Source organism: Pseudoxanthomonas sp. SE1 (assembly GCF_029542205.1).
Taxonomy (GTDB): Bacteria; Pseudomonadota; Gammaproteobacteria; order Xanthomonadales; family Xanthomonadaceae; genus Pseudoxanthomonas_A.
In genome coordinates this window covers 2,414,793-2,431,633 of record NZ_CP113783.1, presented here as the reverse complement: position 1 = coordinate 2,431,633, position 16,841 = coordinate 2,414,793, and the positions used below count along the sequence as shown (strand labels likewise).

Here is a 16,841-nt window from a genome sequence, read left to right as displayed (position 1 = left end):
CCGTCAGAACAGTTCCACCGTGCCGGCACCCATGTTCTGCTGCGCGACGGGCTTGTGCGGCGGGCGCTCCCACTCTGTACGCTGGTCGCGCAGGCGGTTGCCGATCAGGCGCAGCGCGCTGAGCAGTTCGTTGTCGGTCGCGCCGCCGGAGCGGTGCAGGAGTTCCTGCAGGGCGAGGGCTTCCTTGTTGATCGCGGTCAGGCGGTCCAGGTGGGTGTTCGCGCTGCCCAGCGACTGGGTGGCGATGTCCTCGAACTGCAGCGAGCGGACGGCATCGGCCACGCTGGCGTCGATGGCATGGCCGCACATCGAGACCTCGCGCATGCCGTCGCCGAGCGAGGCGTTGATCGCGGCCACCTGGTTCAGCATGCCGGCGGCTTCGCTGCGGGCTTCCCGTGAACGATCCAGGTCGCGGGACGCCATGTTCGACACGGTATCGCGGACCTTGGCGATGGATTCCTTCGAGCTGTGCGCCAGCTTGCGGATCTGTTCGTTGAAGGCGGTGGAACGCTCGGACAGGTTGCGCACCTCGTCGGCCACGACCGCGAATCCGCGACCGGCTTCACCGGCACGGGCAGCTTCGATGGCGGCGTTCAACGCCAGCAGGTTGGTCTGGTCGGCGATGGACTTCACGTCTTCCAGCAGCGAGAAGATGCCGTCCAGGTGCTGCGCCATGTCGTCGATGTGGTGCACGGTGGTGCCACTCTGGCCGGCGACCTGCTCCAGCGCCTCCACCAGTTGTTCCATGCGCTGGCTGGCGTTCTGGGCGAAGCGCGCCACGTCCACGCCGGCACGGTCGCCGTCGCCGTTGCGATCGATGATGCGGGAGATCGCCGCGCTCTGTTCGCGCGACTTGCGGTTCATCGCATCGAAGCTGCCGCCAAGGTTGCTGACCGCTTCGCGGATCAGTTCCCGGGCGCGGTCGATCTCGCTGCGCGAGCCTTCGATCTCGTTGTTGACGAAGCGGCGCAGCTCGGTCAGCAGGGCGTCCTGCTCGCGTACGACGCTGGCGTGCTCGGGCGAAATCTGGTGCGAGTTGGTGACCGTCAGCCAGGCGAAGATCAGCCAGGCCAGGGTCAGTGAGGTCAACAGGGCCCACTGCAGGGCGTTCGGCCACTCGAAAGCCACCGACAGCGGGAACAGCAGGGTGAGGATGAGGGGTGCCGCAAGACGAACCAGGATGCGCGAGTACATGGATGCTCTCTGATGAAGCTCACTGTTGAGTATCGGCCGTGGGGTTCGGCTCTTTAGGCAGGAAATCCGCGGGTTTCCTGATTGCGGATGATCTGTGACCGTCGTAGCGCCCCTGTAGGAGCGACGTGAGTCGCGACCACGCGAGGGAGGGGCCATTGGCATTGACGGAATGGGATCCTTGCCCGCCACAGCACCGTGCCTGCATCGCGAGTAAGGGCAGCGACGGCCGTGCGGTCGCGACTTACGTCGCTCCTACAAGGACGACAGCGCTTCAGGCGATCGCCGCCGCCAGGTCCAGCAGGCGCTGGGCGATGCGTTCCAGCGGCACGACATCCTTCGCTGCGCCAAGCCTCACCGCCGCGCCGGGCATGCCCCAGACCACGCTGGTGGCTTCGTCCTGCACCAGGGTCGGCGCGCCGGCCTGGCTCATTTCCAGCAGGCCGCGGGCGCCGTCGTCGCCCATCCCGGTGAGGATGGCGCCGACTGCGTTGCCGCCAGCACTTTGCGCGACCGAGCGGAACAGCACGTCGACCGCCGGCTTGTGCCGGTTCACCGCCGGACCGTCGTCGATGCGGCAGCGCCAGCGTGCGCCGTCGCGGATGACGCGCATGTGCTGACCACCGGGCGGCAGGTAGGCGTGGCCGGGCAGGATGGCTTCGCCATCCGTGGCTTCGCGCACGGCCATGGCCGAATGACGGTCCAGCCGTTCCGCGAAGGCGCGGCTGAACCCGGCCGGGATGTGCTGCGTGAGCACGATGGCCGGCGCGTCGGCAGGCATCTGTTCCAGCACCACGCGCAGCGCTTCGGTGCCGCCGGCGGAGGCGCCGATCGCGATCAGGCGGTCGGTGGTGCGGAAGCGCAGCGCGGGTGGCGCCGGCAGCGTGGCGTCCAGGGCCACGCGCGGCGCGCCCTGGCGGGCCAGCGGGCGGACACGTGCCTTGGCGGCGGCCTTGACCTTGGCGATGATCTCGTCGGCATACGCCTGCAGGCCGCTGGCGACGTCCAGCTTGGGCTTGGACACGAAATCCACCGCGCCCAGTGCCAGCGCCTGCAGCGTGGTGTCGGCGCCGCGCTCGGTCAGCGAGGAGATCATCACCACCGGCATCGGCCGCAGGCGCATGACGTTCTCCAGGAACGCCAGCCCGTCCATGCGCGGCATTTCCACGTCCAGCGTCATCACGTCGGGATTCAGGCGCTTGATCTTGTCGCGGGCGAGCAGCGGATCGGCGGCGGAACCGACGACCTCGATGCCCGGATCGCGCGAGAGGATCTCGGTCAGCATCTGCCGCACGACCGCCGAGTCGTCGACGATCAGCACCTTGCAGGGAGAAGGACTACTCATCAGAACAGCTCCACGCCTCCGGTGACCGGCGCTCTGGACAGGCGGGCGCGGGCGGCGGATTCGGCGGCCAGGACCTCGGCATCATGGGCATGCGGCAGGCGCTGCACGACCACGCGGCCGGTGTTGGGGAAATACCAGACCTTGCGCGGATGGATGCCGCGCAGGTCTTCGGCGACCACGGGAATGCGTTCGGCATCCAGGTACTTGCGCACGAACTCCGCGTTGCGCGTGCCGACGGGATTGCTGGTGAAGCCTTTCAGCACGTTGGCGCCGCCGAAGACCTTGGCCTCCAGCCGGTTGCGCGCGGCACCCCGCTTGAGCAGGTCGTTGATCAGCAGTTCCATCGCGAAGCTGCCGTAGCGCGCGGGCGCACCGTCGCCCACGTTGCCGTCCGGCAGCAGGAAGTGGTTCATGCCCCCGAGCTTCAGCAACGGGTCGCGGATGCAGGCGGCCACGCACGATCCCAGCACGGTGACCAGCGCGGTGTCGTTGTCCACCACCAGGTACTGCGTGGGCAGCAGCTTGGCCGCTTCGGTCTTGAAGCGGGCGTCGTGGTAGCGCATCACGCTGCCATCGACGAACGAGGCGGCGGCTGAACTCATGCGCCGGTCCCGGCGCGGCGGTACAGCGTGCGACCGCAGGGCTGGATGATGTCGGCGGCGTGCAGGTAGTTTTCCGAGTGCCCGGTGTACAGCATGCCGTCGTCGGCCAGGTGCGGCACCAGCCGCGTCAGGATGCCGCGCTGGGTGGGCTTGTCGAAGTAGATCATCACGTTGCGGCAGAACACCGCCGTGAACGGGCCGGCCACGTCGTAGCGTGCGGTCAGCAGGTTGAGCGGGCGGAACTCGATCAGCTGGCGCAATGCCGGATGCACGCGGCACTTGCCTTCGTTGGGGCCGCTGCCGCGCTGGAAATAGCGTCGCTTCAGCGCGTCGTCCAGCCCGGCGATACGCTCGACCGGATAGACGCCGCGTTCGCCGGTGGCCAGCACCTGCGTGTCCACGTCGGTGGCGAGGATGCGGATGGGTGGGGTCAGCGTGCCGTAGGCCTCGCAGGCGGTGATGGCGATGGAGTACGGTTCTTCGCCCGTGGACGCGGCGCACGACCAGATCTTCAATGGGCCGTCGTGCACGCGCTTCGCCAGTTCTTCCTGCAGCCGCTCGAAGTGGTGCGGCTCACGGAAGAACGAGGTGAGGTTGGTGGTCAGTGCGTTGGTGAACGCCTGCCATTCGTCGCCGCCGTCGCGTTCCAGCTGGTCCAGGTAGTCCTTGAAGCTGCGCAGTCCCAATGCGCGCAGGCGGCGGGACAGGCGGCCATAGACCATGTCGCGCTTGCCGTCGGCCAGGGCGATGCCGGCCCGTTGCCGGATCAAGTCGACCACGCGGCGGAAGTCGCGGTCGTCGAACTCGAAATCGCGTCCTGCCGATCCGGCAGCGCCATCATCGGCGGGAAGCGGCGGGGAAGTCCGTCTTGTCGTGGCAGCCGGGGCAGGGGAGCGGGTACTGACGGACATCGGATTCTCAACGGGACGGGTGAGGCTAGGGGCGTGGCGGTGCCCTTTCCCCGCCGCATGGACAGGGAAAGGGGCGTGCTGCCGGGATGCGATGCAAACCGCGTGCCTCAGAATTCCTGCCAGTCGTCACCATCGGCCAGCGCGGGCTCCAGCACCGAAGGGGCGGCGGCGCGCGGCGCGGGCTTCACAGGGGCGGCAGATGCGGCCTTGGCCGGCTTGGCGACCACGGGGGTCGGTGCCGCGTTGGCATGCAGTTTGAACACCGACACCGATTCGCTCAGTGCCTGTGCCTGCTCTTCCATCGAACGGGCAGCGGCCGAGGCTTCTTCCACCAGCGCGGCGTTCTGCTGGGTGGTCTCGTCCATCTGGGTGATGGTCTGGTTGACCTGTTCGATGCCGGCGCTCTGCTCCTGCGAGGCCGCCGAGATCTCGGCCATGATGTCGGTCACGCGCTGCACCGAGGCGACGATCTCACCCATGGTCGCGCCGGCCTGGTTCACCAGCTTGGAGCCATCGGCCACCTTGTCCACGGACGTTTCGATCAGGCCCTTGATCTCCTTGGCGGCGTTCGCGCTGCGCTGGGCAAGCGTACGCACCTCGGAGGCGACCACCGCGAAACCACGGCCTTGTTCACCGGCGCGGGCGGCTTCCACCGCGGCATTCAAGGCCAGGATGTTGGTCTGGAAGGCGATGCCGTCGATGACCGAGATGATGTCGGCGATCTTCTTCGACGACTGCTCGATGTCGCGCATCGTGGTGACGACCTTGCCGACCACTTCACCGCCCTGCGAGGCGACACCGGCGGCGCCGATCGCCAGCTGGTTGGCCTGGCGGGCCGATTCGGCGTTCTGGCGCACGGTGGAAGTCAGTTCCTCCATGGAGGCGGCGGTTTCTTCCAGGTTGGCGGCCTGCTGTTCGGTGCGGCGGGACAGGTCGCTGTTGCCGGAGGCGATTTCACCGGCGGCGGTGTTGATGCTGGTCGAGGCGTCCTGGATGCGGCCGACGATGTCGGTCAGCTGGGCCACGGTGGCATCCGCATCGTCACGCATGCTGGCGAACACGCCGTGGAAGTCGCCTTCCATGCGCGCGGTCAGGTCGCCACGCGCGATGGCCTGCAGCAGTTCGGACACCTCGGCGAGGTTGCCGTCGGTGGTTTCCATCAGCTGGTTCAGGCCGTCGATCATGTCGCGGAAGTCGTACTGGTACTTGTCCACGTCGCCGCGCTGGCTGAAATCGCCAGAGGAAGCGGCCATGGCCAGGCGCTTGATCTCGCCGTTGATCGCCGACAGGTTGGCCTTGGTGGCGTCCATCGTTTCGGTCAGGTTGGCCTTCTCGCCGGGCAGCTTGGGCATGTCCAGGCTCAGGTCGCCCACCGAGTAGCGCTGCATGATCTTCAGCGCGTCGCCGATGGCCTGCAGGTGCGAGGCCACCAGGGCGTTGGTGTCGCGCACCATGCGGCCGTATTCGCCCGGGAACGCACTGTCGTCCATGCGGTAGCTGATCTGGCCTTCATCGTGGCGCGCCGCCATTTCGCTCTGGGCGGAGATGACGGACTGCACCTGCACCTGCATGCGCTGCATGGCGGACAGCAGCTGGCCGACTTCGTCCTGGCGGCTGGTGTCGATCTTGCCATCCAGCTTGCCGGCGGAGACGTCATTGGCCACGCGCACGGCTTCGCCGACGGCACCGGCGATGGCGCGGGCGAAGAACCAGGCCAGGGCCAGGCCACCCACGATGCCCACCAGCAACATGATGACCATCAGCGTGCTGGAGGCGGCGAAGGTGCTGTCGGCGCTGGCGCTGGCGCCCTTGGCCTGCTGGTCGACCTCGTTGATGAGCGAGGTCAGGGCATTGGCGGCCTTGTTGTGCTGCTCGCGCGTGCCGCCGATGAAGGTATCCACGGCGTCATCCGGCAGGCCCAGGTCGAGCATTTCCTGCACGTCGGCGTAGGACTGCTTGGTGGCCTTCCATTCCTTGACGAAGGTGGCGTACACCGCCTTTTCCTTCGGCGTGGCGATCAGCCTGGCGTAGTCCTCCACCGCCTGGTCGATCTGCTTTTCCTGCTTGGCGGCATTGGTCTTGGCTTCCGCCTTGACCGCATCGCTCGCGCGCACGTGCTGGCGGTAGGAGGTCGTGCGCAGCTCGCCTAGCAACGCGCGCAGGTCGCCGGCCGCCTTGACGCTGGGCAGGACGTTGCCGGTCACCTCGGTAGTGGCGCCGTTCAACGAGTTCAGGCCGACGAAAGCAGCGATGCCCTGTACCAGCATCAGCGCCAGCACGGCGCCGAACGCAAGCATCATCTTCGTCGTCAGTTTGAGGTTCTTGATCCGCTGCATGGGAATCGTTTTCCTTTACCGGTGGCGTGCCGCGCCGCTCTCGGGTGCGACCAGGACAGGGCAGGGCATGGCGCCCTGCCGTTGCAACGGATCAGCGGATCGTTGCGAGCTTCAGGTTGGCCGGCGAATTGACCACGATCTCGGCGCGCGAGTTGTCGCGCTCGATGGCGCCGATCACGCACACGTCCTTGCCTTCCAGCTCTTCCGGGGCCGGCTTGAACTTGGCGCGGGCGTCGCCCGGGATGCGTGCCGTGAACGTGTGGCGCGGGAAGTTGCCGCCCATGTACAGGAAGGTCGGGGTGCCTTCGGAATTCTCGGCGAAGCGCGCCTTGCCCACTTTGCCGCAGACGGTGCCGTTCTTGCCGGCGAAGCGCGCCGCCATGTCGGCGGGGATCGCGTTGTCGACCTGGGACTGGCTGTTGGCCGGCGTTGCGGGCATCAGCAGGGCGGCGCCGACGACGGCGATGGACAGGGTCAGGGCGGATGCGATTTTCATTCCAGTAACTCCGGATGGACAGAAGAGGGGTAACGGCTCACTGCCAGAGATCGGCTCGCCGCCGCCAAACTTGAGGCGATGCCGCAACGCGGGATCGTTCGTTGTTTCGACTGGGAGGCGGGTCACACTTTCCGGGTCGCCCACGAACCGCCTGCCCCCCGGCGTTGCGGCTATGGCGTAGCGCCAGCGCCGGTCTCGGCTTCGCGGGCAGCCGTGTAGCCATGCGTGTCCAGCCACTGTTCCAGCGGCCCGGGCGGCAGCGGTGGCGAGAACAGGTAGCCCTGCAGCACGGGAAAGCGCTGTTCGGTCAGGAAGCGGTGCTGCGATTCGGTTTCCACGCCCTCGGCGACCACCTTCATGCCCAGGCTTTCGCCGATGCGCAGCACCGAGGACGTCAGCGTGCGTGCGATGGCGCTGGTGTCGATGTCGCGCACGAAACTCTGGTCCAGCTTGAGTTCGCTGATGGGCAGGCGATGCAGGTGACTGAGGCTGGAATAGCCGGTGCCGAAGTCGTCCAGCGACAGCCGCACGCCCAGCACGTAGATGGCCTCGATGTTCTCGAGCACGTCCGGGTCCGGGTCCAGCATGACGCTCTCGGTGATCTCGAGCGTCAGGTCGCCCGGCTCCAGGCCATGCTCGTCCAGCAGGTCGGAGATCTGCAGCGACAGCTGCGGGTCGCGGAAATTGATCGCCGAGACGTTCACCGACACGCGCGGGATGTCGATGCCGCGCCGGCGCCAGTCGGCCATCTGCGCGCACGCCTGGCGCAGCACCCACAGGCTGAGCTCGGCGATCAGCCCGCACTCTTCGGCCACCGGCACGAAGCGTGCGGGGGGAATGATGCCGAGCTCCGCATGGTGCCAGCGCAGCAGCGCCTCCACGCCATACAACCGTCTGCCGTCGCAGCCGCCGACCTGGGGCTGGTACTGCAGTTTCAGCTGGTCGAGCCGCAGGGCCTCGCGCAGGGCGGTTTCGAGCGAAACCCGCTCCTGTGCCAGCCGGTTCATGTCCAGGCTGAAGAAGCGGAAGCTGCCGCCGCCATCGGTTTTCGCGCGGTACATCGCCATGTCGGCGTGGCGCACGAGCAGGTCGATATCACGACCGTCGTCCGGAAACATCGCCACGCCGATGCTGGCGCTGGGATGCAGGGTCATCAGCCCTGCGGTGGTCGGCGCCGCGATGGCGCCGAGCATCCGCTCGGCCACGCTGCCGGCCTGTTCGGCGCTGCACATCGGCAGTACCGCGACGAATTCGTCGCCGGCCTGGCGGCCGACGATGTTGATGCCGCCGAGTTCCTCGCTCAGGCGTGCGGCGACATCGCGCAGCAGGCCATCGCCGGCGGCGTGTCCCTGGGCGTCGTTCACGCGCTTGAAGCGGTCCAGGTCGATGAAGAGGACGGCCGCGGTGCCGTTCACCTGGGCGACGTTGGCCAGCGCCTGTTCGGCTTTGGCACTGAACATGATGCGGTTGGGCAGGCCGGTCAGCGTGTCGTAGAACGCCAGCTGGTGCACGCGTTCGTTGGTCTGCTCGCGCTCCAGCGTCAGCGAGCACAGGTGCAGGCACGTGTCGGCCAGGCGTTCGTGCAGTTCGTCCGGGCCGCGGTTCTCGCGGTAGTAGAACGACAGCGTGCCCAGCACGCGGCCGCTGCTCGACTTGACGGGGTGCGTCCAGCACGCGCGCAGCCCGAGCGGCGTGGTGAGGTGGCGGGTGCCGGCGCACAGCGGATCGCTGGCGATGTCCTTCACCAGCACCGCGCGGCCCCGCCACGCGGCGGCGCCGCACACGCCGGCGCGTGGACCTATGGCCATGCCGTCGATCTTGCGTGCCCAGGCTTCCGGCAGGCTGGGCGACGCGAGGGCATGCATCAGCCCTTCGTTGTCCACCGTGATGATGGAGACCGTCAGTTCCGGCGCGATGTGCTCCACCTCGCGGCAGATCAGCGTCATCACGTCGCCCACGCTCCATTCGTGCACCAGCGCATCCAGCACCTTGTTGTGCAGTACCTGGTGCATCTTGGTCTGGGTGATGTCGCTGAGCACGCTGACCAGGCCGAGCAGCGTTCCATCTTCGTCGTGCACGGGGTTGATCGCGGCCGACAGCCACAGCGGGCGCCCCGACTTGGTATACAGCAGGACTTCGGTCTGCAGGCCTTCGCCGGCCTGCATCGCGCGGCTGATGCGGTCGTCCAGGTTGGCGTCGGTGTGCGCGCCGGACAGCAACTGCGAGGGCTTGATGCCGCGCAGCTCCTCGAGCCGGTAGCCCAGCATGCGGGTGAAGCCGCTGTTGACGTAGACCACCTCGCGGTCCGGTGCGCTCACGAAGATGGCGTTGTCGCTCTTGTCCACCACGATCGACAGTTGGCGCAGGCGCTCGAGCTGGCGCTTCTGGTCGCTGGTGTCGCGCACGAAGGCGGTGTGGAAGACCTGCGGGCCCACGCGCACCCTGGAAAGGGATACCGAACAGGCGACCTCGCTGCCATCGGGCCGGTGCAGCACGGCATCACGATGGCTGCCGAGCAGCTGCGCCAGTGTGGCGTCGGGGCTGCCGTCCGCCTGGGGACTGGACAGCAGGCGGGTGAACGGCATGCCATGCACGTCTTCGCGCGGGCACCCCCAGAGCGCTTCCGCTGCCGGATTGAACAGCACCACCCGGTGGCGCCCATCGACGACGAACGCAGCATCGACGGACTGCTCCAGTACGTGCCAGAGGCTCTCCGGCAGGAGATCCGTGGACGCCAGCGCGTCGCGCACCGATGTCAGCGAGGTCAGCGTGCGGCCAAGCATGCACTGTCCTCGCGGCGCTTTTTCAGGCAGCGGGTGGCGTCGTCGGTGGCGGGGGGTGCGACGGTCATCGGGTGCCAGGGGAGAGGGCCTTCTGGTGACATATCGGCCGGAGTCCGGGTTACTTGAAGGCGATCACGGAAAGGGGCGCACGCCGGGTGCGCCCGGCGGCTCAGAACTCCTGCCAGTCACCGTCGGCGAGGGCAGGTTCGGGCTTGCGCACGACCGGCTTGCGGACTGCAGCCTTCGGTGCCGCCACCTGCCGCGGCGCGCCAGCGGCCACGATGGCCTGGCGGACCGGGACGCTTGCGCTGGCCTGCAGCTTGAACACCGACACGCTCTGGGTCAGCGCCCCGGCCTGTTCTTCCATCGAGCGGGCGGCGGCGGTGGCTTCTTCGACCAGTGCGGCGTTCTGCTGCGTGGTCTCGTCCATCTGGGTGATGGTCTGGTTGACCTGTTCGATGCCGGCGCTCTGTTCCTGAGAAGCCGCCGAGATCTCGGCCATGATGTCGGTCACGCGCTGCACGCTGGCGACGATCTCGCCCATGGTCGCGCCGGCCTGGTTCACCAGCGCCGAGCCGTCGGCCACGCGATCCACCGAGTTCTCGATCAGGCCCTTGATCTCCTTCGCGGCATTGGCCGAACGCTGGGCGAGGGTGCGCACTTCGGAAGCGACCACCGCGAAGCCGCGGCCCTGTTCGCCAGCGCGTGCGGCTTCCACCGCCGCGTTCAAGGCCAGAATATTGGTCTGGAAGGCGATGCCGTCGATGACCGAGATGATCTCGGCGATCTTCTTCGACGACTGTTCGATGTCGCGCATCGTGGTGACCACCTGGCCGACCACGTCGCCGCCCAGTGAAGCCACGCCGGCGGCCCCGATGGCCAACTGATTGGCCTGGCGGGCGGACTCGGCGTTCTGGCGCACGGTGGAGGTCAGTTCCTCCATCGAAGCGGCGGTCTCTTCCAGGTTGGCCGCCTGTTGCTCGGTACGGCGCGACAGGTCGTTGTTGCCGGAGGCGATCTCGCCGGCAGCGGTGTTGATGCTGGTGGCCGCCATCTGGATGCCGCCGACGATCTCGGTCAGCTGGGCGACGGTGGCGTTGGCATCATCGCGCATGGTGGCGAACACGCCGTGGAAGTCGCCTTCCATCCGGGCCGTGAGGTCGCCATCGGCGATCGCGCGCAGCAGGGCGGACAGCTGCGCCAGGTTGCGGTCGCTGGTCGCCATCATGGCGTTGAGGCCCTGCACCATCTGGCGGAAGTCGTGCTGGAAGCGCGCTTCGTCGCCGCGGGCGCTGAAATCACCGGCCCCGGCGGCCTGTGCGAGGCGCTTGATCTCGGCGTTGATGGCCAGCAGGCTCTGCTTGGCCGCGTCCATCGCTTCATGCAGGAACGCGCGCGTGCCGGGCAGGCGACGCGCATCCTGGCTGAGGTCGCCGCTGGCGTAACGTTCCAGGATGCCGATGGCATCGCGGAAGGCATCCAGGTGCTCGAACATCATCGTGTTGATGCCGCCCGCCAGTTCGCCGTACACGCCGGGGAAATCCTCCGGCATGCGATGGCCGATGTCTTCGGCTTCGTGCAGGCGGATCATCACATGCGTTTCCTGCGAGAAACGTTCCAGCATGTGCACCATTTCGTCGGTGGCCTTGAGCATCTGGCCGACTTCGTCGCGGCCGTGGTGGCCGGTGCGCACGCTCAGGTCGCCACGCGAGACGCCCTTGATGGCGGCCAGTGCGCGCGAGACCGGTTCCAGCACCGACTGGCCGATCACCCAGCCGATCGCCATGCTCAGCAACACCAGCAGGCCGCCGGCGATGGTCATGATGAAGGTGAACTGCAGCGCCTGTGCCTGGGTGTCGTCGATATAGACGCCGGTGCCGATCACCCAGCCCCAGGGCTGGTACAGCGCCGCATACGAGGTCTTCGGCACGGGGTCTTCTTCGCCGGCCTTGGCCCAGCTGTAGTCGACATGGCCGCCGCCCGCGCGCGCCACGCGGACGAACTCGGGGAAGATGCGCTTGCCGTCCGGACTCAGCACATCATCCAGCGGCTTGCCGATCAGATCGGGACGGGTAGGGTGCATCAGCATGGTCGGTGCTTCGTCGGTGACGAAGAAGTAGTCCACGCCCTTGTTCGCCTGCATCGAGGCGAGCGTGGCCAGCGCGCTTTCCTTCGCCTGGGCTTCATCCAGGGTGCCGGCTTCCACCTGTTTCGCATATCCCTCGATGACCCCCAGCGCCATCTCCGTCTGCGCCTTCAGGCCCGCCTGCCGCGTCCCGGTGAGATCCAGGTACTGCATGCGCGCCGCGACCACCGCCAGGCCGATGGTGCCGATGGCAACCAGTGCGGTCTGGATGAGGAACTTGCGCTTCAGCGGCAGGTTGGAGAGCAGGGCGGCGATCTTGGCGTTGAACGTCATGGCGGGGTCTCTGGCGACAGGTGGGGCCTGTGCGTACGGAATGCGGGGCGGAATGCCTTCGTAGGTGATAGCGGCCGCGGATGGACGAATTTCAGTGTTTTTCGCGCCCCTACGACGAAAGGCGTGGCACGGCAGGGGCGGGGGCCGCGCAAGAAAAAGGGACCGGAGGCCTTGCGGCCTGCGGTCCCCGGGGAAATGCAGGGTGCGTACCGTGAACGCGGTGCGTCAGGCGGCGACCTGCTCCGGCACCGGTTGACCCAGGTCGGCGCTGTCGATGAGCGTCTCGATATCGAGCAGGATCAGCATGCGTTCGTCCACCGTGCCGATGCCGGAAATGAAGCGGGTATCGACGCTGGCACCGAATTCCGGCGTGGGACGGATCTGCTCGGCGTTCAGCGCGATCACGTCCGACACGCTGTCCACCACGATGCCGACCACGCGGTCTTCCACGTTCAGCACGATCATCACGGTGAAGGCGTCGTAGCGCGCTTCCTTCAGGCGCAGCTTCAGGCGCAGGTCGATCACCGGCACGATGGTGCCGCGCAGGTTGATGACGCCCTTGATGTAGTCCGGTGCGTCCGGCAGGCGGGTCACCGAGTCGTAGCCTCGGATTTCCTGGACCTTCAGGATGTCCACGCCGTAGTGCTCGTCCCCCAGGGTGAAGCTGAGGAACTCGTCCGCGCTCGCCGCGGCCTGGGTCTTCTTGTCGCTCATTCGTCGGGCTCCTGTTGCAGCCGGTGAAGGTGTCGGGGTTCCCGGGACGGAACCTGTCATGGCCTAGATCGGCCCCGGGACGGGTTTCTTTAGGGGTCAGTACGGATGCGGTTCGGTAACGCCCCGCGGCGCGGTGCCGGCCGCGATGCGGGTGACGCGCTCGTGCACCAGCCGCGCGACACGGCCGTGGCCGTCCAGCCGGAAGGTGGAGACGGCCTCGGCCAGTGCCTGTGCCTGTTCTTCCATGCTGCGCGCGGCGGCGGTGGCTTCTTCGACCAGTGCGGCGTTCTGCTGGGTGGTCTCGTCCATCTGGGTGATGGTCTGGTTGACCTGTTCGATGCCGGCCGACTGTTCCTGCGAGGCAGCGGAGATCTCGGCCATGATGTCGGTCACGCGCTGCACCGAGGCGACGATCTCGCCCATCGTCGCGCCGGCCTGGTGCACCAGGGCCGAGCCATCGGCCACCTTGTCCACCGAGTTCTCGATCAGGCCCTTGATCTCCTTGGCCGCATTCGCCGAGCGCTGGGCCAGCGTGCGGACTTCCGATGCGACCACGGCGAAGCCACGGCCCTGCTCACCGGCGCGGGCGGCTTCCACCGCGGCATTCAAGGCCAGGATGTTGGTCTGGAAGGCGATGCCGTCGATGACCGAGATGATCTCGGCGATCTTCTTCGACGACTGTTCGATGTCGGTCATGGTGCTGACGACCTTGCTGACCACCTCGCCGCCCTGCGAAGCGACGCCCGCAGCCCCGATCGCCAACTGGTTGGCCTGGCGGGCGGACTCGGCGTTCTGGCGCACGGTGGAGGTCAGTTCCTCCATCGAGGCGGCGGTTTCTTCCAGGTTGGCGGCCTGCTGTTCGGTGCGGCGCGACAGGTCGCTGTTGCCGGAGGCGATTTCGCCGGCGGCGGTGTTGATGCTGGTCGAGGCGTCCTGGATGCGGCCGACGATGTCGGTCAGCTGGGCGACGGTGGCGTTGGCGTCATCGCGCATGGTGGCGAACACGCCGTGGAAGTCGCCTTCCATGCGCGCGGTCAGGTCGCCCTTCGACAGCGAACGCAGTACGCCGGAAACCGAGTCCACGCTGCCCGCTATCGTCGCCAGCAGGCCATTCACCTGCTGCGACAGCGCCAGCAGGAAGCCCTGCTTGCCGGTTTCGGTGATGCGCCCGCTCAGGTCGCCCCGCGCCGCGTCCTGCACGATGCGGGTGACTTCCTGTTCGACCATCACCTCGTTGGTGCGGTCGGCCCATTCGACCACGTAGCCGATCCGCTGGCCTTCGCCATCGGTCACGGGGTTGATGATCAGCTGCATGATGCGGCCGCCCACGCTGATCTGCGCGCGATGGGTGCCCTGCAACTGGGCCAGCATGCGCGACTGGTGCTCGGGCTTCTTGTGGAAGATGTCGATGCTGCTGCCGATGACGGTACGCACATCGAAGGCGGGCAGGTCGCGCCGGAGGTCCTGTTCGACGTCGGCCAGCATCTTCATCAGCGGCCGGTTGGCGTAGACGATGGTGCGGTCGGCGTCGGCGATCATGACGTTGGTGGTCACGTCCTCCAGCGCGGTGCGGATGCGCAGGCTTTCCTTCGCCACCACGGCGTCCCGCTCGATGCGCTCGCGCAGGTTGCCCTGCATGCTGCGCATGGCCTTCATCAGGGTGCCGATCTCGTCGTCGCGCCCGACATCGATCTGGCTGTCCAGCTTGCCGCTGGCGATATCGTCGGCCACGCGCACGGCGCGGGCCAGCGGAACACCGACCTGGCGGCGCAGCAACCAGAACACGGCGCCGCACAGCAGCGCAGCCCCAAGCGCGCCGACCGCGACCACCGTCCAGAGCACGGCGCGCGCTTCGCGCATCAGCACCGCACGCGGCACCACCACGCCCAGCGCGAAGTGCTCGTGCGCGGCGCCGATCTGCAGCGGTACGTAGGCTTCCATCACGGTCTCGCCCGCGGCATCGATGGCCTCGCGGAACACCGGCTTGCCGGCCCCCACCTGCTTGATGACGTCGGCAGCGTGGGCGCCGGCATAGGGCTTGCCGACCGAGGCGGCATCCTTGTCCGCGATGACCACGCCGGCGGGCGTGAGCAGGCGGACGAAGCCGGCATCCATCGGGGTGAGTTTCGCGATGCGTTCCTGCAGCGACTGCAGGGCGAAGTCCACGGTCATCACGCCGAGGTAGTCGCCGTCCTGCAGGATCGGCGTCGACAGCGTGGTCATCAGCACGTCCTTGCCGGCGATCTTGTAGGTGTAGGGCTCGGCGACTACCGGACGCTTGAGCTCGCGCGGGCGCAGGTACCAGTCGCCGGCACCGGGGACTTCATAGTCGCGCAGGGCTTCCTGCAGGGGAGCGCCATCGCTCCAGGCCCAGTAGCTCATGAAGCGACCGGTGTCGTCGTGGCCTTCGGCGGCCATGTGGTCCGCGTCCTTGCCGTCGAAGGCATCCGGCTCCCACAACGTGCCGACGCCGACCCATTCCGGGTGCGCTTCCAACTGGCGCTTGAAGATGGCGCTGGCGGCGGTGCGGCTGATGCCGTCGCCTGCGCGCTGGGCGAGCAGCGCATGCGCGAGCGCGTCGTTGCCATCGAAGGCGCGGGTGAGTTCGCCCGAGATGCGTTGCGCCTCCTGGTTCGCGAGGCCCTCCATGGTGGCCCGCGCCCCGGCCAGCAACGCCTGGCTGCTGCGCAGGTAGCTTGCCGCGGCGGCAACGCCGAAGGCGAGCAGGGCCACCACGGCGGTGCCGAACATCACGCGCGTGGCGATGCTGCGGGAGGTGGATCGGGAGGGAATGGATGACATGCTGGCCTCGTGCGGACTGGACGGTACGGCTTGCGACACCTGCGGCATGGTGGCGGTGGTGCGCTGCCGCGCCCGCACCGCAGGGGTGTTACGCGGGGTATCGGCGGCGAAGGCGCAAGGTTGAGCGGATGCCGCTCACGGGCGACGGGCGGCGGCCGGAAGTTCGATGCAGGTCACGCCGCGCCGCGTTCGCGGGCACTGCGCTGGCGTTCCAGCCGGAAGATGTAGCGCTGGATCAGCGCATCGCCGCCGCGCGGCATGTCGGTGAACTGGCAGCCGGCGCGCCAGCTTTCGGTGCCGTTCTGGCTGAGCTGGCGGTGCAGGCTCTTGACCATCAGGCGCACGCACAGCGGGCCGCTGTCGGGCAGGTGGAGCAGGCTGCCGGGGAATTCCTTGTAGGGGCGAAGCGTGGGTTCTTCGGCCTGCACGGCCAGCGCGATGCCGCCGCCGCTGATGTCCAGCACGCGGTAATTGCGGTAGGTGATCTCGCCATCGGGATGACGCTCGGCGACGGCGCACTCCATGGGCTGGGTCACCGGCACCTGCAGGCGGTAGAACTCGCGTCGCTGCAGGCGCAGGATGCTTTCCGGCAGCGAGGCACGGAACGCCACCTGGCCGTCCTTCTGCACGCGTTGCAGGTCGTAGAGCTTGAACTGCACGTGGATGCGGTCGAGTCGCGACACGCAGGTGACGTGGCTCGCTTCCTCGATGCTGCGGTTGATGGTCTCGGATGCGCTGCCGTCGATCAGCACGCCGTCTTCGTCCTCCAGCACCTCGATGATGGAGGTGGGGAAGGTGTGGTTGCGCGGCATCGCGCAACCACTGACGAGCGCGCGCTTGGCGATCAGCGACTGCAGGATCTGCCGGATCTCGTATTCGCCATGCACCAGGTACTTTTCTTCTTCGTCGTACCTGACGGGATCGGCCAGAGGGGCGTCGCTGGGCTCGGTCATGCGGGCGTGAAGCATCTGGGCAGGGAAGGCGTCACAGGCTGTATCGGCGTGGGGTGCAGCATCTTTAGGGGGAGGGCTGGATGCGTGCGGCATGGAGGCCGACGGATCGGGCCCTTGGTGGCGTAGCTGCCGATCGGGAGGGATGCCTATTGTGAGAGGGTTGGTGGGACGTAAATTTACTTACCCGGCTTGTCGTCTTCCCCCTTCAGCAGTCTGAGCGGGCAGGAAGGGATTAGATGTATTAATGCGGCTAGAGTTTCTTATATCTAGAATTTCTTATATGCAGTGC

The 16,841-nt window shown here is 67.4% G+C and carries 10 protein-coding genes and 1 pseudogene; all 11 read right to left on the bottom strand.

Annotation, left to right across the window (positions count from 1 at the left end; genetic code table 11):
- Positions 1 to 3: 3 nt before the first annotated feature.
- The 11 genes and pseudogenes from OY559_RS11485 to OY559_RS11435 all read right to left on the bottom strand — a co-directional run bounded on the left by OY559_RS11485 (position 4) and on the right by OY559_RS11435 (position 16,552).
- Complete coding sequence (locus tag OY559_RS11485; protein ID WP_277726391.1) at positions 4 to 1,194, bottom strand: methyl-accepting chemotaxis protein; 1,191 nt, start codon at positions 1,192 to 1,194, stop codon at positions 4 to 6.
- 271 nt (positions 1,195 to 1,465) lie between these two features.
- Positions 1,466 to 2,536, bottom strand: a complete 1,071-nt coding sequence (locus OY559_RS11480; protein ID WP_277726390.1) for a protein-glutamate methylesterase/protein-glutamine glutaminase — start codon at positions 2,534 to 2,536, stop codon at positions 1,466 to 1,468.
- On the bottom strand, positions 2,536 to 3,138 hold the full coding sequence (gene cheD, locus OY559_RS11475; protein WP_277726389.1) for a chemoreceptor glutamine deamidase CheD: 603 nt from the start codon (positions 3,136 to 3,138) through the stop codon (positions 2,536 to 2,538). Before cheD ends, OY559_RS11480 begins: the two co-directional genes overlap by 1 nt.
- Positions 3,135 to 4,049, bottom strand: a complete 915-nt coding sequence (locus OY559_RS11470) for a CheR family methyltransferase (RefSeq protein WP_277726388.1) — start codon at positions 4,047 to 4,049, stop codon at positions 3,135 to 3,137. Before OY559_RS11470 ends, cheD begins: the two co-directional genes overlap by 4 nt.
- A gap of 107 nt (positions 4,050 to 4,156) precedes the next feature.
- Entirely contained in the window at positions 4,157 to 6,385 is a 2,229-nt protein-coding gene (locus tag OY559_RS11465) for a methyl-accepting chemotaxis protein (protein ID WP_277726387.1), read from the bottom strand.
- A 91-nt stretch (positions 6,386 to 6,476) separates the two neighbouring features.
- Complete coding sequence (locus OY559_RS11460; RefSeq protein ID WP_277726386.1) at positions 6,477 to 6,881, bottom strand: hypothetical protein; 405 nt, start codon at positions 6,879 to 6,881, stop codon at positions 6,477 to 6,479.
- Between the two features lie 170 nt (positions 6,882 to 7,051).
- Positions 7,052 to 9,664, bottom strand: a complete 2,613-nt coding sequence (locus OY559_RS11455) for an EAL domain-containing protein (protein ID WP_277726385.1) — start codon at positions 9,662 to 9,664, stop codon at positions 7,052 to 7,054.
- 223 nt (positions 9,665 to 9,887) lie between these two features.
- Positions 9,888 to 12,083 (bottom strand): annotated as a pseudogene (locus OY559_RS11450) (methyl-accepting chemotaxis protein); the annotation flags it as partial.
- A 225-nt stretch (positions 12,084 to 12,308) separates the two neighbouring features.
- Entirely contained in the window at positions 12,309 to 12,797 is a 489-nt protein-coding gene (locus OY559_RS11445) for a chemotaxis protein CheW (protein WP_277726383.1), read from the bottom strand.
- A 96-nt stretch (positions 12,798 to 12,893) separates the two neighbouring features.
- Entirely contained in the window at positions 12,894 to 15,599 is a 2,706-nt protein-coding gene (locus OY559_RS11440; protein ID WP_277726382.1) for a methyl-accepting chemotaxis protein, read from the bottom strand.
- A gap of 173 nt (positions 15,600 to 15,772) precedes the next feature.
- Positions 15,773 to 16,552 carry a flagellar brake protein gene (locus OY559_RS11435; protein WP_277726381.1) on the bottom strand — a complete coding sequence of 260 codons (780 nt, stop codon included), beginning with the start codon at positions 16,550 to 16,552 and terminating at the stop codon, positions 15,773 to 15,775.
- Positions 16,553 to 16,841: the final 289 nt, after the last annotated feature.

Coding starts and splice junctions, on each gene's coding strand:
- OY559_RS11485 (WP_277726391.1), bottom strand. CDS start 1,194: ATGTACTCGCGCATCCTGGTTCGTCTTGCGGCACCCCTCATCCTCACC.
- OY559_RS11480 (WP_277726390.1), bottom strand. CDS start 2,536: ATGAGTAGTCCTTCTCCCTGCAAGGTGCTGATCGTCGACGACTCGGCG.
- cheD (WP_277726389.1), bottom strand. CDS start 3,138: ATGAGTTCAGCCGCCGCCTCGTTCGTCGATGGCAGCGTGATGCGCTAC.
- OY559_RS11470 (WP_277726388.1), bottom strand. CDS start 4,049: ATGTCCGTCAGTACCCGCTCCCCTGCCCCGGCTGCCACGACAAGACGG.
- OY559_RS11465 (WP_277726387.1), bottom strand. CDS start 6,385: ATGCAGCGGATCAAGAACCTCAAACTGACGACGAAGATGATGCTTGCG.
- OY559_RS11460 (WP_277726386.1), bottom strand. CDS start 6,881: ATGAAAATCGCATCCGCCCTGACCCTGTCCATCGCCGTCGTCGGCGCC.
- OY559_RS11455 (WP_277726385.1), bottom strand. CDS start 9,664: ATGCTTGGCCGCACGCTGACCTCGCTGACATCGGTGCGCGACGCGCTG.
- OY559_RS11445 (WP_277726383.1), bottom strand. CDS start 12,797: ATGAGCGACAAGAAGACCCAGGCCGCGGCGAGCGCGGACGAGTTCCTC.
- OY559_RS11440 (WP_277726382.1), bottom strand. CDS start 15,599: ATGTCATCCATTCCCTCCCGATCCACCTCCCGCAGCATCGCCACGCGC.
- OY559_RS11435 (WP_277726381.1), bottom strand. CDS start 16,552: ATGACCGAGCCCAGCGACGCCCCTCTGGCCGATCCCGTCAGGTACGAC.